General features: G+C 69.6%; 12 protein-coding genes. 8 read left to right on the forward strand and 4 right to left on the reverse strand.

The genetic code is table 11. From position 1 onward, the window contains the following. Positions 1 to 157 precede the first annotated feature (157 nt). The 8 genes from HLA91_RS10735 to HLA91_RS10770 all read left to right on the forward strand — a co-directional run bounded on the left by HLA91_RS10735 (position 158) and on the right by HLA91_RS10770 (position 10,041). Positions 158 to 964 (forward strand): (Fe-S)-binding protein, encoded by an 807-nt coding sequence (locus tag HLA91_RS10735; protein WP_170274718.1) that lies wholly within the window; start codon positions 158 to 160, stop codon positions 962 to 964. Continuing rightward, positions 961 to 2,823 (forward strand): lactate utilization protein B, encoded by a 1,863-nt coding sequence (locus tag HLA91_RS10740; RefSeq protein ID WP_170274663.1) that lies wholly within the window; start codon positions 961 to 963, stop codon positions 2,821 to 2,823. The genes HLA91_RS10735 and HLA91_RS10740 overlap by 4 nt, the downstream gene beginning before the upstream one ends. Next, positions 2,820 to 3,461: a LutC/YkgG family protein gene (locus HLA91_RS10745; protein WP_170274664.1), complete on the forward strand. Its 642-nt coding sequence runs from the start codon at positions 2,820 to 2,822 to the stop codon at positions 3,459 to 3,461. The genes HLA91_RS10740 and HLA91_RS10745 overlap by 4 nt, the downstream gene beginning before the upstream one ends. Positions 3,462 to 3,716: 255 nt before the next feature. After that, complete coding sequence (gene hutU, locus HLA91_RS10750; protein ID WP_102162266.1) at positions 3,717 to 5,483, forward strand: urocanate hydratase; 1,767 nt, start codon at positions 3,717 to 3,719, stop codon at positions 5,481 to 5,483. Positions 5,484 to 5,800: 317 nt separating this feature from the next. Continuing rightward, complete coding sequence (locus HLA91_RS10755) at positions 5,801 to 6,775, forward strand: zinc-dependent alcohol dehydrogenase (RefSeq protein WP_170274665.1); 975 nt, start codon at positions 5,801 to 5,803, stop codon at positions 6,773 to 6,775. Between the two features lie 10 nt (positions 6,776 to 6,785). Then, positions 6,786 to 7,205, forward strand: a complete 420-nt coding sequence (locus HLA91_RS10760) for a 6-pyruvoyl trahydropterin synthase family protein (RefSeq protein WP_170274666.1) — start codon at positions 6,786 to 6,788, stop codon at positions 7,203 to 7,205. Continuing rightward, positions 7,202 to 9,106 (forward strand): glycosyltransferase, encoded by a 1,905-nt coding sequence (locus HLA91_RS10765; RefSeq protein ID WP_170274667.1) that lies wholly within the window; start codon positions 7,202 to 7,204, stop codon positions 9,104 to 9,106. Before HLA91_RS10760 ends, HLA91_RS10765 begins: the two co-directional genes overlap by 4 nt. Before the next feature lie 113 nt (positions 9,107 to 9,219). Next, positions 9,220 to 10,041, forward strand: coding sequence for a lysylphosphatidylglycerol synthase domain-containing protein (locus tag HLA91_RS10770; RefSeq protein ID WP_170274668.1), 822 nt, complete (start codon positions 9,220 to 9,222; stop codon positions 10,039 to 10,041). 3 nt (positions 10,042 to 10,044) lie between these two features. Here the strand turns inward: HLA91_RS10770 and ribA are convergent, their stop codons facing one another. The 4 genes from ribA to HLA91_RS10790 all read right to left on the reverse strand — a co-directional run bounded on the left by ribA (position 10,045) and on the right by HLA91_RS10790 (position 14,170). Continuing rightward, complete coding sequence (gene ribA, locus HLA91_RS10775) at positions 10,045 to 11,400, reverse strand: GTP cyclohydrolase II (protein ID WP_170274669.1); 1,356 nt, start codon at positions 11,398 to 11,400, stop codon at positions 10,045 to 10,047. A gap of 10 nt (positions 11,401 to 11,410) precedes the next feature. Further along, positions 11,411 to 12,112, reverse strand: coding sequence for a CDP-alcohol phosphatidyltransferase family protein (locus tag HLA91_RS10780; RefSeq protein WP_204514240.1), 702 nt, complete (start codon positions 12,110 to 12,112; stop codon positions 11,411 to 11,413). After that, positions 12,112 to 12,591 (reverse strand): SRPBCC family protein, encoded by a 480-nt coding sequence (locus HLA91_RS10785; protein WP_170274671.1) that lies wholly within the window; start codon positions 12,589 to 12,591, stop codon positions 12,112 to 12,114. The genes HLA91_RS10780 and HLA91_RS10785 overlap by 1 nt, the downstream gene beginning before the upstream one ends. A gap of 328 nt (positions 12,592 to 12,919) precedes the next feature. Further along, a complete protein-coding gene (locus HLA91_RS10790; protein WP_170274672.1) occupies positions 12,920 to 14,170 on the reverse strand; it encodes a TM2 domain-containing protein in 1,251 nt (416 codons plus the stop codon). Positions 14,171 to 14,460 lie beyond the last annotated feature (290 nt).

Here is a 14,460-nt window from a genome sequence, read left to right on the forward strand (position 1 = left end):
CCGCCGAGCTCCTGCCGGCAGGCGGGACGTCAGAGGGGAGTAGACAATGACATCGGCCACCCGGCCCAGCCCGCCCGGTCCTGTGCAGTCAGCCCAGGCCCCGACACCGGGGCAGACCGCCGCATCGGCGCAGCCCGCCACATCGGCGCAGACCGCGCTGCGGATCGCGATCTTCCCGACCTGCATCGTCGACGCGATGTACCCCCGAGTCGCCGAAGCCATGGTGCGGATCCTCGAACGCCTCGGCCACGAGGTCGTCTTCCCGCCCCAGCAGACCTGCTGCTCGCAGATGCACGTCAACTCCGGTTACTTCGCAGACGCCTACGACATCGTGCGCAACCACGTCGAGGCCTTCTCCGACTACGACTACGACGTCGCCGTCGCCCCCTCTGCCTCGTGCGTCGTGTCCCTGCAGCACCAGCAGCCCGACATCGCCCGCCGCGCCGGTGACCCAGCCTGCGCCTCGGCGGCGGAGGCCATCGCCGGGCGGACGTTTGAGCTCTCGAAGCTGCTCATCGACGTCCTCGGCATCACCGATGCCGCCACCCAGCTCGACTCCTACTTTCCGCACCGGGTGACCTTCCACTCCAGCTGCCACGGGCTGCGGCACATGAAGCTCGGCACCCGGCAGTCCGATCTGCTGCGCACCGTCGCCGGCATCGACTACGCCGAGCTGCCCGGGCTGGAGGATTGCTGCGGCTTCGGCGGCACCTTCTCCTTCAAGAACGCCGGCACCTCTGGGGCGATGACCGCCGACAAAGTCGCCGCGATCCAGTCCACCGGGGCCTCGATCTGCGCCGGCGGCGACGTCTCATGCCTGATGAACATCGGCGGCGCCGCACAGAAGCAGAAGACCGGCATCACCACCGTCCACTTCGCTGAGATCCTCGCGAGCACCCGGGAGAATCCCCTGCAGGTCTCCGGCGACGTCGCCGTCTCCGGGGGCGGAAGGAGCTGCGCATGACCACCGTCAACCTCGGGATGCCGACGATCCGCCACGGCCGCGGCAACCTCTTCGCCGACGAACCCTTCACCTCGGGCGCGGCCCGGGATCTGAAGAACGAGACCCTGCGCGGCAACCTCAATTTTGCGATGCGCAAGATCCGCGGCAAGCGCGCCGCCGTCGTCAGCGAGATGCCCGACTGGCAGCAGCTGCGCGCCGCCGGCTCGGCGATCAAGCAGAACGTGCTGGCCGACCTGCCCGAACTCCTCGAGCAGTTCGAGGCCTCCTTCACCGCTGCCGGCGGCCACGTCCACTGGGCCCGTGACGCCGATGAGGCCAATGCGATCGCCCTGCGGCTGATCCAGGAGCAGGGAGTGGACGAGGTCAACAAGATCAAGTCGATGGCCACCCAGGAGACCGGCCTCAACGAATACCTCGAAGCCCACGGCATCACCGCTGTTGAGACCGACCTGGCCGAGGAGATCGTGCAGCTCGGCGGCGACAAGCCCTCCCACATCGTCGTGCCGGCCATCCACCGCAACCGGGAAGAGGTCCGCGACATCTTCCTGCGCGAGATCGACGGCGTGCGTCCGGATCTGACCTCCGAGCCCACCGACCTGGCCGACGCATCGCGCGAGCGCCTGCGCGCGAAGTTTTTCGACAACCGCGTCGCCGTCTCCGGGGCGAACTTCGGGATCGCTGAGACCGGCACACTGACGATCGTCGAATCCGAAGGCAACGGCCGCATGTGCCTGACCCTGCCGGACACCCTCATCACCTTCATGGGGATCGAGAAGGTGCTGCCGCGCTTTGCCGACCTGGAGGTGTTCCTGCAGCTGCTGCCGCGCTCCTCAACCGGTGAGCGGATGAACCCCTACACCTCCCTGTGGACCGGCGTGACTCCCGGCGACGGGCCGCAGAACCTCCACGTCATCCTCATCGACAACGGCCGCACCGCCACACTGGCCGATGAGGTCGGCCGCCAGGCCCTGCACTGCATCCGCTGTTCAGCCTGCCTCAATGTCTGCCCCGTCTTCGAGCGCGCCGGCGGTCATGCCTACGGCTCGGTCTATCCGGGCCCGATCGGCGCGATCCTGTCCCCGCAGATGACCGGCATCGAGGCCGCGGCGAACAACTCGCTGCCCTATGCTTCGTCCCTGTGCGGGGCCTGCTACGAAGTCTGCCCGGTCAAGATCAACATCCCCGATGTGCTCGTCCACCTGCGCGGCGCCGACGTCGAGGCACGCCACAGCGCGCGCAGCACCGCGCCCGAGGCGGTGGACGTTTCGCCTGCCACCGACGCCTCTGCTTCCGGCGCCTCCCGGCGCTCCCGCCTGACAACGGCCGCCCGCACCGGGGCTGCCCGCATCGCCGGGGCGGTGGCCCGTCGGGTGCCCGATCAGATGGATGCCCTCATGGCGGCTGCCAAGACCGCCTTCGCCAAGCCCGGGCTGCTGAGCATCGGTGAACGGGGACTGCCGCTGGGCAGGATCCTCGGCGGCAGGGACGGGAAGATCTCCTTCCTGCCCGGTCTCATCGGCGGGTGGACCGAGCATCGGATCATCGACGCACCGCCTGTGCAGTCCTTCCGCCACTGGTGGAAGCGCAACCGCACGAGCGCCCCAGTGCGCCGCGCCCCCGAGCAGAGGGCCGATGTCGCCGCTCTCATCGCAGCCAACCGCGGCAAGGCCGCCGAACTCCATGCGCGCTTCGCCGCACCTGCCGATGACTACACCCGGCTCATGGCCGCCGAACGGGCAGGGATCCAGCACCACGACGCCACCGGTGCCGCCGTGGCCGACTATGCCCGCGGCACCGAGACCTCGGCGACCACCGCCTCGGGCACGGACGACGGACGGATGAAAGGCGAGAGAGCATGAGTGAGCAGACCACCTCAGCGAAGGCCGAGATCCTCGCCCGCATCCGTTCGGCGCTGGCCGACAATCCGCAGCCGGCCGCACCCGTGCGCAACTACCGGCAGCGCAGCAGCGCCGATGCGCAGGCGGTGCGCGAGATGTTCATCGATCGGATCGTCGACTACAAAGCTCGTGCATTCATCGAAACCGCAGAGACGATCGCCGGGCGGATCGCCGAACTCCTCGGCGAAGATGCGCGGCACGTGGTGCCGGAGGGATTCCCGGTCGGCTGGCTGCCCAGTGACGGCTCTGCTGGTGAGAGGATCGTTGACACAGCAGACCAGCCGCTCAGCCACGCCGAACTCGACGCGGTCGACGCCGTCGTGACGTCTTCGACGGTCTCGTGCGCGGAGACCGGGACCGTGTTCCTCAACGCGGGGCCTGCCGAAGGGCGTCGGGCGATCAGTCTCATCCCCGATCACCACATCTGCGTGGTGCCGGCCGAATCGCTCGTCGAGCTCGTGCCCGAGGCGCTCGCCCGCATCGACCACAGGCAGCCGGTGACGATGTTCTCCGGACCGTCGGCGACCTCGGACATCGAGCTGCAACGTGTCGAGGGGGTCCACGGTCCGCGGAAGGTCGACATCATCATCCTCGACTGAGCTGCAGATCTCTCCGGCAGGCAAGCCGCGACCCGAGCTCTCGGACCGGGGCGGCGCGGACACCGGGGCGGCACAGACGATGAAGGCGCGGTTCGAGGCAGCGAAAACGCCGCATGAGGCCGCCGCCTGTCCGAGATTCCGGACAGATCGTGCTTCGGCTCACTTTCGGCTGCTTCCACCTGCGCGCAGACTGGAAGCAGAACCGTTCGCACCCCGCGCCTGACTGCAGGCGTCCCGAGAGCCGGAGGAAGACGCATGACGACGTCACACGCATCCGAAACCACAGACACCGCAGCTGCGAAGGAAGCAGCCGCGAAGCAGACGTTCACCCGCCACGACCCGGAACGCGTCGTGCGGGCTCCGCGCGGCACCGAGATCACGGCCAAGACCTGGTCGACCGAAGCCGCCAAGCGGATGCTCATGAACAACCTCGATCCCGAGGTCGCCGAACGCCCCGAAGACCTCGTCGTCTACGGCGGCACCGGCCGTGCCGCCCGCTCATGGGAGGCCTTCGACGCGATCGTCAAGACTCTCGACGACCTCGAAGCCGATGAGACCCTCCTCGTCCAGTCCGGCAAGCCGGTCGGTGTGCTGCGCACCCACGAATGGGCCCCGCGGGTGCTCATCGCCAACTCCAACCTCGTCGGCGACTGGGCCAACTGGGAGCACTTCCGCCACCTCGAAGCTGAAGGCCTCATGATGTACGGCCAGATGACCGCCGGTTCCTGGATCTACATCGCCACCCAGGGCATCCTGCAGGGCACCTACGAGACCTTCGCCGCGGTCGCCCGCAAGCGCTTCAACGGAACCCTGGCCGGCACCCTGACCCTCACCGCCGGCTGCGGCGGCATGGGCGGTGCCCAGCCGCTGTCGGTGACCCTCAACGGCGGCGCCTGCCTCATCATCGACGTCGACAAGTCCCGCCTCGATCGCCGCCAGTCCAAGCGCTACCTCGACGAGGTCGAGACCGACCTCGAGGTCGCTCTCGAAAAGGTGCTCAAGGCCAAAGAGGAGAAGCGTGCGCTGTCCGTCGGCCTCGTCGGCAACGCCGCAGACATCGTCCCCGAGCTGCTCGCTCGCGACGTGCCCGTCGACATCGTCACCGACCAGACCTCGGCTCACGACCCGCTGTCCTACCTGCCGCTGGGTGTCAGCCTCGAGGACTGGCAGGCCGAAGCTGATGAGGATCCGGAGAAGTTCACGCTGCGGGCTGAGGAGTCGATGGCCAAGCACGTCGCCGCGATGGTCGGCTTCCAGGACAAGGGAGCCGAGGTCTTCGACTACGGCAACTCGATCCGCGACGAGGCCCGCAAGGCCGGCTACGATCGCGCCTTCGAGTTCCCCGGCTTCGTCCCGGCCTACATCCGCCCGCTGTTCTGCGAGGGCATGGGGCCCTTCCGGTGGGTCGCGCTCTCCGGTGACCCGCAGGACATCAAGGTCACCGACCAGGCGCTCAAGGAGCTCTTCCCGGAGAACGAGTCGCTGCATCGCTGGCTCGACGCCGCCGATGAGTACGTCGAGTTCGAGGGCCTGCCCGCCCGCATCTGCTGGCTGGGCTACAAGGAGCGCCACCAGGCCGGTGTGCTCTTCAACAAGCTCGTCGCCGAGGGCAAGGTCTCCGCACCGATCGTCATCGGCCGCGACCACCTCGACTCCGGCTCCGTCGCCTCGCCCTACCGTGAGACTGAGGGCATGCTCGACGGCACCGACGCGGTCGCCGACTGGCCGCTGCTCAACGCCCTGGTCAACACCTCCTCGGGCGCGACGTGGGTGTCGCTGCATCACGGCGGCGGCGTGGGCATGGGCCGTTCGATCCACGCCGGTCAGGTCTCGGTCGCCGATGGAACCGAGCTGGCGGAGCAGAAGCTCACCCGCCTGCTCACCAACGACCCGGGCATGGGCGTCATCCGCCATGTCGACGCCGGCTACGACCGCGCCGTCGAGGTCGCCAAGGAACGCCACATGCGCATCCCGATGAATCCTGAGCTCGACAAGCGCGACGAGGAATCCGCCGCGAACTGAGCCCGCCGAGGCGCACACTGACGCCTCCGGAGGGCAGTCCAGAGAAATCTGCGGAGCCACTCATCTGCTGCAGACCCGCAGCAGATGGGTGGCTCTGCGCACATCGTCAGGTAACCGCAGGCCCGCCACACCCGAGGATCCGGAAAGTTAGCAAAGTTATTCATGGTTTCAGGCGCGAAAACCATGAATAACTTTCCTAACTTTCCCCCTCAAGCCCACGTTCTCTCCCCTCAAGCTCAAGCCCGCGGGCCCCACCTGCGGAAAGCCGACTCGCCGGCGCGGAGCGCACCTGCAGGTCGAGCGCGTACATTGGAACCATGGCCTGGGAATTCTGGATCGAAGAGGCACGCCGCGGCCGCTGGCGCGAGGTCGACGAACCGCACGCCGCCAGTGGGCAGCTGCGGGTGCGCACCACCGCCTCTGCTATCTCCCGCGGCACCGAACGCCTCGTGTGGGAAGGCCGGGTCCCCGACTCAGTCGCGGGTCTCATGGCCGCCCCCGCTCAGCGCGGCACCTTCCCCTTCCCCGTCTCCTACGGGTATCTGGCCGTCGGCACCATCGACGAGGGCCCGGCCGACCAGCTCGGCCAGCGCGTCTTCGGGCTGCTGCCGCACCACACCCATCACATCGTCGGCCCGGCTGACGTGCATCCCGTGCCCGAGGCGGTGCCCACCTCGCGTGCGCTGCTCGCCGGAGCGGCCGAGACCGGGATCAACATCCTGTGGCAGGCTCCGCCCCGATTCGGCGACCGCGTGGCCATCATCGGCGCCGGCATGATCGGTGCGGCCACCGCGCTGTTGGCCGACCGGATGGGGCTCTCCCGCCTCGAAGTCATCGACACTGACGCCGCACGCCGCGAGATGCTCACCGGCCTCGGCCTGTCCACCGCGACCCCAGATGAGGCCAGCGGCGACTGCGATATCGTCATCCACACCTCGGGAACGGAAGCCGGCCTGGCCACGGCACTGGCCCTCACCGGCGACGACGGCACCGTCGTCGAAGCCTCCTGGTACGGCACCGACGCCCCGCGCGTGCCGCTCGGCGCGGACTTCCACGCCCGCCGGCTTTCGATCATCGCCAGCCAGGTCGGGCAGGTCGCCGCCGGCCAGCGCGCCCGCCGCACCCGCGCCCAGCGGCTTGGCCAGGCACTTCACGCCCTGCATGACGAGCGCTTCGATGCGCTCATCACCGGTTCCACCGACTGGTCCGAGCTGCCGGTCGTCATGGATCGCGTGCTCACCGACCCCGCCAGTCTGTGCCACATCGTCGACTACCGCAGCCTGCCCTGCTGAGAGGAGAGCCATGTTCCGCCTGAGCATCAACGACCACATCATGATCGCCCACAGCCTGCCCGACCCGTTCTTCGGCCCGGCGCAGCACATGCACGGTGCCACGCTCGCCGTCGAGGCCCACTTCGAGACCGCCGAACTCGACTCCCACGGCGTCGTGCTCGACATCGGCCGGGCCGGTGAGATCCTCTCCGCGGCCCTCGACCCGCTGCGGTATGCCAACCTCGACGAGCACCCCGACTTCGCCGGGAAGATCTCGACGACCGAGGTCATCGCCGCCCACATCGGCAACCGTCTGCGCGAAGCGCTCGCCGACCGGCCCGACATCAGCATCGCCGTGACCCTCGATGAGAACCCCAACGCGCGGGTCACCTACACCGTCCCGCCGGCGCCTACCCTGCACCCGGCTGACCCGGGGCCCCGGCAGGTATGAGCTCCCGGCCGGTCCACCTGCTCGAACCGGCCCTCGGCCGAGCCTCCGGTGGGGCCCGCTACAACTGCGCCGTCACCGATGCCGCCGCCCGGCTGCGCCTGCACTCCGTGCCCGGCGGCTGGCCCGACCCGTCTGCCGCCGATGAGGCTCGCGTGCACGACCTGCTCGCCGAGCTCGACGGCCCGGTCGTCCTTGACGGGCTGCTGGGATGTGCGCTGCGCACCCCGCCGGTGTACACTGGCCCGCTGCTGCAGCTCGTCCACCTGCCCCGTGGCCGAGGCGGTGGCGAGGCTCTCGCTCGTGAGCGCGCCTGCCTGCAGGTCGCTGATGGCATCATCGTCACCAGCCAGCACGCCGTCGAGGACATCGCCGGTCTCTACGGGCTGCGCGCCGCTGTCGCCCGGCCGGGGACCGAGCTTCGTCCGCTCACCGTGCCCGAGGCAGCGGGCACCCGCCTGCTGTGCCTCGCCTCTGTCGAGGAGCGGAAGAACCAGCTGCTGCTGGCCGAAACACTCACCACCGTGCAGGCAGCCATGCCGGATGCCGGGATCAGCTGCGTGTTCGCCGGCCCGATCACCGAACCTGACTATGCCGAGCAGCTGCGGCAGGCCCTGACCCGCCTGCCGGCCGGCAGCTGGAAGATCACCGGCGAACTCGACGAACACGGCGTCGACGCCGCCCTCGCGGCCGCCGATCTGCTCCTGCTTCCCTCGGTCCACGAGACCTTCGGGATGGTCATCACCGAGGCCGCTGCCGCCGGCATCCCCGCGTTCGTCACCGCAGGCACCGGCGCGCAGGAGGCCCTGCAGGCGGGCCGGTCCCTGCCGCCGGAACCGGGAGCCTGGGCTGAGGCACTCATGGCATGGCTCGGCGATGAGCATGACCGCACCCAGCTGCGGGAGCAGGCGCAGCGCACCCGCAAGGATCTGCCCGGGTGGGACGAGACCGCGGCGGCGCTGCTTGCTGCCGTCGATGCGGTTGCTCGTACAGCGGATGCGTCTGCGGCTGGCCCGTTCTCTCCCGAACACGGGGACTGGCTCGACATGCGCATCGCGTATGACAACACCGCGCGCACTGCCTCCCTGCCGCTCGTCGACGCCGCGCTCGAGGCGGTGGCAGGCCGCCGGGGGACCGCACCTGCCGCTCCTGCCATGCCGGCTGCTCCTGCCGTGCCGGCTGCTGAAGACCGACGGCTGCGGATCTGCGACATCGGCGCCGGCACCGGCAACTCCGCACTCTGGTTCGACTCCGCGTTCGGCGAGCGCGGAATCACCGACCGGACATGGCTGCTCATCGACGACGACCCAGACGCACTCACCCAGGCTGCTGCCCGCATCGGGGCTACTCCCGACCGCCGCGCTGAGACCCGGCGCGCACCGATCGCCGAGCTGCCACGCATCCTCGACGTCAGCCAGCCCGTCGACCTCATCACCGGCAGCGCCGTGCTCGACGTGCTGCGCCCCGCTGATGCCGCAGCCCTCGTCGACACGCTGGCAGCGACCGGGGCGCCGGGTCTGTTCCTGCTCACCATCACCGGCGACTGGCACCTCAACCCCGTGCACCCGGCAGACCGACAGATCGCCGGTGCCTTCGCCGCTCATCAGCAGCGCGAGGGCCGGCTCGGTGCCGCTGCCGCTTCCCACCTGCAGGACGCTGCCGAAGCCGCCGGCATGCGCGTGCAGTCCACCGCCAGCCCCTGGCAGCTCAGCGCCCGTGAGGATCACGTGTTCCTCACCCGGTTCCTCACCGACCGCGTCACCGCTGCCAGCGAACAGGATCCCGGCTCCGCGGCCCTCTTCTCCGCATGGCTGGGCGACCGGCTGGCTGACGAGACACTCACCGTCACCGTCGACCACCGCGATCTGCTCATCCTGCCCACCACTCCAGGGGAGGGGCGATGACCCAGGTGCCCGGCACCTCGGCGGCGGCCCGCACACGCACCGGCTCGCGCGCCTTGCCAGCAGGCGAGGCGCCGAGACGCACGCGAACCCAACGGGGTGGGCGGTGGATGCGTGTGCTCGCAGTGATCGCCAGTGTCGTGCTGCTCGTCATCACCGCCCGGCTCATCGGCGCGCAGGCGCTCACCGCCGGATTCACCGCGCTCGGGCCAGTGAGCGTCCTCGCCGCCGCTGTGCTCGGGTTCGCAGCCACCGGTGCGCAGGCTCTGCGCTGGCACCTGCTCGCCGCCGCCGGCGGGATCCGGCTCGGGCTCGGCCGGGCGCTGGCCGACTGCTACGCCTCCAGCTTCGCGAACATGGTGCTGCCCGGCGGGCTGGCCGGCGATGCCGTGCGCGCAGCGGTCTACCGCGACCGCGGGCGCCGTCGCTGGCTCTCACCGCTCCTGGCGGTCGGGGCGGAGCGGCTGAGCGCGACAACGCTGCTCTTCGCAGCCGCCGCCGTCATCCTCTCGCTGCACACCTCGCCGGCGCTCATCGCCGCAGCCGCAGCTGCGACTGTGTCCTTCGGATGTGCGATCGCCGCCGTCGTGTGCATGCGCGGAATGGGCACCCGCCGGCAGCTGGTCGTGTGGGCGACCTCTGCGCTCAGCGTGGCAGCACTCGTGGCGCTGTTCCTCGTCGCGATGCGCGCCCTGGGGGGCCGGATCGAACCGATCGTGGCGATCATCGGGCTGGCGGCGATGAGCCTGCCGGTCGGGGTCGGCGGGTGGGGTCCTCGTGAACTGTCCGTCGGACTGCTCGCCGGACCCCTGGCCCTGCACGCCGAATCCGCCGTCAGCGCCGCAACCGCCTATGGGCTGCTCGCAACTGCATCGACCCTGCCGGGTCTGGCCGTGCTGCTGTGGCATTGGCTGCGCCAGCCGCGCCAGCAGGGCTGAGCTTCAGCTCTCCAGCAGTCCCGAGGTGCGCTGCTGGGCAGCCGCGCTGAGGACGAACTCCGTGCACACATCGGCGTCGAACAGGTGCCGCCGGAACGGCACCCGCAGCGCCTCGGCCATCACCGGCGAACCGGAGAACCGCAGCCCCGGCACCCCATCGCCGATGAGCACCGGCGCCAGGGTCAGGAACAGCCGGTCGAGGACACCTGCAGCCAGGAAGTCCGACACGGTCCGGCCGCCGCCCTCGATGAGCACTGCGCCCGGCACCTGCTCACGCACGACCGCCAGCACCTGCTCTGGCGACACCGGCGCACCGCCGGTCTGCGGCAGCCGGACGACGGCGACATGACCGGCCAGGTCAGCCGGCACCTCGGCGGCGGGACCGACCAGCCACAGCGTCCTGGCCGCCCCATCGGTGAGCACCTGCCGGTCGGCCGGGATCCGGGCGTGCGGGTCGAGCAGCACCCGCACCGGGTTCTCGCCATCAACCGCCCGCACGGTTAGCTGCGGGTCATCGGCGACGACAGTCTGGGCGCCGACGACGACTGCGGCGACAGCGGCGCGCAACCGGTGCAGATGCGCCCGGTCGGCCTCCCCGGAGACGAACGCCGCATCCCCGCTGCGGGCGGCGATGAATCCGTCAGCGCTCTGCGCCAGCTGGGCGACGACCTCGGCGCCGGCGGTGATCGCTGCGTAGTCCGGGCCCGAGGTGCCGGTCGCCTGGGCAGCCGCGACCGGCACCTCGGGCACGGCGCGCGGCCGGTCGTGGTGCATCCGGCGGCGCTTCGTGTCGAGGTAGCCTGCGTTCTCCGGCCGGTCGGCGACCGGGAGCATCCGCCGCTCGATCACCTCGATGCCGAGCGCTTCGAGCGCGGCGGCCTTCGTCGGATTGCTCGACAGCAGCCGCACCCGGGTGATGCCGAGGGCCTCGAGCATCTGGGCGGCGGCGGTGTAGTCGCGAGCGTCATCAGGCAGGCCGAGGCGCCGGTTGGCATCGACGGTGTCGAGCCCGGCATCCTGCAGCTCATAGGCCTCCAGCTTCGGGCCGAGCCCGATGCCGCGGCCCTCATGTCCGCGCAGGTAGAGCAGCACACCGCAGCCGGCATCGGCGATCGCGGCCAGTGCCGCCTGCAGCTGGTCGCCGCAGTCGCAGCGATGCGAGCCCAGCGCATCGCCGGTGAGGCACTCGCTGTGCATCCGCACGAGCGGGGCGGTCGCAGCAGACGGGTCACCGGCGACCATCGCGACATGCGTGGTGCCGGCGGCGTCGAAGGCGTAAGTGGTGAAGACGCCGTGATCGGTGGGCAGCATCGTGCGTGCCCGCTGGTGAAGCGCGGTGCCGGATTCGGAGATGGCCATGGATGACAGTCTAGGCCTGGTTGACCTCGGCGGCACGGCCGCGTTCGAGGATGCGGATGTCGAGGGCGAAGGAGACGAGGAGGCTTGCCACCGCTGCGATCGTGCACACCCACCCGAAAGCCGGCACCGCCAAGCCCGGCGGGGAGCCAGCGGCCAGCAGCAGCGGGCCCTGGAAGGCGGCCACCGTTTTGCGCCGCCACGACGGCGGCAGCTCGGCTCTCCAGGCCGGCCGGATCGCGGCTCCAGCCCGGAACGCGAAGTGCGCCAGCCCGCTGATGAGGCACCAGGCGCCGTAGAGCGGCACGAGCGCTGCGGAGAGCACGAGCACGACGGTCGCGTCGACCTGCTCATCGAAGCGGGCGCCGGCGGCAGTCGTGACGGTCGCCCGGGCGATGAGCCCGTCGACGAGGTCGAGGGCGAGCATCGGGATCGCGATCGCGACCGCCAGCCACCCGAAGCCCGGGTCCGGGTGCACGGCGATCGCGGCGATGACGACAAGCAGCATCCCCAACCGGAAGCTGGTGACGCAGTCGGCCCAGTGCCAGCCGCTGGCCGTTCCCGAGGCGGTGGCCGGCTCACGTGGCGCGAGCAACGGCCACGCGCCGAGGATCCCGGTGCCGGCAGCCAGGATGACCGGCACCGTTGTGGCGGCCAGCCACCCGGCCGTGCCGAGTGCGACCGTGAGGATGAGGATGACGGTGAGCCGACGCATCAGCACCCGCTTGACGGTGTGCCCGGGGACAAGTGGGCAGCCAGGCCGCGCTCGCCTGCGGCCATGACATGGCGGTGCGCCCAGCCGGCGAGCAGGCTGCAGGCGTTGACTGCGATTCGACGGGAGCACACCGCCCACTCGAATGTCATCTGGGTGCCCGACCCATCGGGTGCGGCACGCCATGTCCCGGTGCCGGTCAGGTCACCGCTGACCGCCAGCTTCGCGGTATGCGGGGCGGTGGCAGACGTGAGTCTGAGCAGGAGATCGAGATGGAAGCCCAGCGGGCTGCCGACGACCACCCGGGCGCGGGTGTTCGGGGCAACCGTGCCGGTCGCAGCGTACAGCTGTGCCTCCCGTACGCCAGGCCACCAGGCTGGCCAGCCGTCAACGGCACACAGCGCCTGCCAGCACCGGTGCGTCTCAGCTGGGATCTGCCACTGTGAGACGAACCGGTACCGGCGCGGCGCTGTGAGGGTCATCGTCCCAGCCTATGCCCAGGCGCGGGGCTGCCGGCACCGGAGTCGTCATTGTCCTGACCCTCGGGTAGGGACTCCCACGAAGTCGGCAGCAATGTGGTGGGGGAGCAGGTGAACGCCTTCTCCTGGGCCGTGAAGCCGCGGATGCGGAACTGCTGCGGGTTGCCCTTGAACGTCTGGAGCTTGTGCGCGAAGGCAGCGTCGTGCTCTGGGTTTCGCCGATGATGCGGCCCAGGGGGCGGACCCGGATCGGCGTGTGCGCTGCGGATGGCTCGAGGGGCCCAGCTCATCTGAGCTGGGCCCCTCGGTATTCGGGTGTGCGAACAGTCTCTCAGCTTGCTGAGGCTGTCCAGCTGCCGTCGGCTTGCACGATGAGAATCGACGGGCCTGACCTCACGGGAACCGAGCCGTCGTAGCTGCCGATCTCGTTGATGAGCAGGTCGGGTCCGAAGTCGGAGCCCGAATTCTCGTACACCACGAAGTTGCTCTCCCCGTCATGAGTGAAGCTGATGGTTGCCGCGCCCTCGGTGTACTGCATCACCGTGTCCCCCGAGCCTGATTCGGAGAATGCGGCTGCCGTGGACACCGGTGACAGCGTGATCTCAAAAGCGCCGGTGGCAGTGACCTGCAGCTTCGATGTGGCGTCCCAGCCGTCTGCGCTGACGAAAGTCGTCCCCTCATAGGCGCCGATCGCATTGACCGGCAGCGCTCCGCTGTTCCCATTCGACTCGTCGAGGCCTTGGATGATGAAATTGCCATCGCCGCTGTACTTCGCGGTGATGAGCACGCCGGAGGCGCCGGCGGGCATATCGATGACCGTGTCACCGCTGCCGGTTTCGGTCACCGGGTCGAACGTGCCGAAGGCTCCGTCGGCCCAGGAGGCGAAGTCGGCGCCCGAGCTGTCGGCGTCATCGGTTTCAGCCGCCGATTCCTCCTCGGCGTCGGCCTCCTCGACTGCAGGCGGTTCTTCTTCCAGCGCTGAGTCGGCAGGATCTTCTGGTGCTGACTGCGACGCCGGCTCGTCAGCCGGTCGCACGGTCGAAGCGCTCTGCGCACCGAAAAGGCCGGCGACTCCCATGATGATGCCGAGGACGAATCCGAGTGCGACGAGGATGGCGGTGACGATCCACGCGGTCTTCTTGTGCTGCTGGTAACCGGCCAGCGGGCGGCCCTGCTTGTCGCGAGTGGCGCCGACGAGGACCATGATGAGGTCGACGAGCGCCCAGATGCCCAGTCCGCCGGCGGTCAGCAGCTTGGCGATCGCCGTGCCGATTTTGCCGAGGTAGAAGCGATCGGCGCCGAAGGAGCCGAGGAAGTATGCCAGCAACCAGGTGACGAGGAAGCTCTTATCTGATTCGCCTGCAGGGTGCTCCGGTTGCGCACCGTAGCCCGGAGTCTGCGCGCCCGGGTGTGGGGAGGGTGTTCCGTATGCCGGTTGCGGCTGCGAACCATACTGAGGTGCGGGGCTGTAACCGGGCTGGCTGCTGTGTGCATCGGCTGGAGGCTGATAGGCGGACGACGGGTCGTGAGGCGGCTGCTGTGGGAAGCGGTCGGTCTCGCCGTCACCGGGCTGATACGACATCTGATGCTCTCTTCTCTCGACTGCGCATTGCACAGTTCCTACTCAGTCAGCTTTCAGTTTATATCCAGATTCGACTGCTGTCCCTGGCGGCCGGCGGTAAGCGATTCACAGGTGCTGGGTGCCGCGTCGGCACTCGCTGCGAGGTTCTCGATTCCGGCATTTCAGACGATAATGGCATGAGACCGGTGCCTTCACGCCGCTCAGGATGGCACCCTGAAGACGACTGCCGTGTGCACGCCATCCACGCGGCTGGACGCCGAATGGCTGGGGGTGATGACGCCGCCGGCCAG

The organism is Brevibacterium luteolum (assembly GCF_013004595.1).
GTDB lineage: Bacteria > Actinomycetota > Actinomycetes > Actinomycetales > Brevibacteriaceae > Brevibacterium > Brevibacterium luteolum.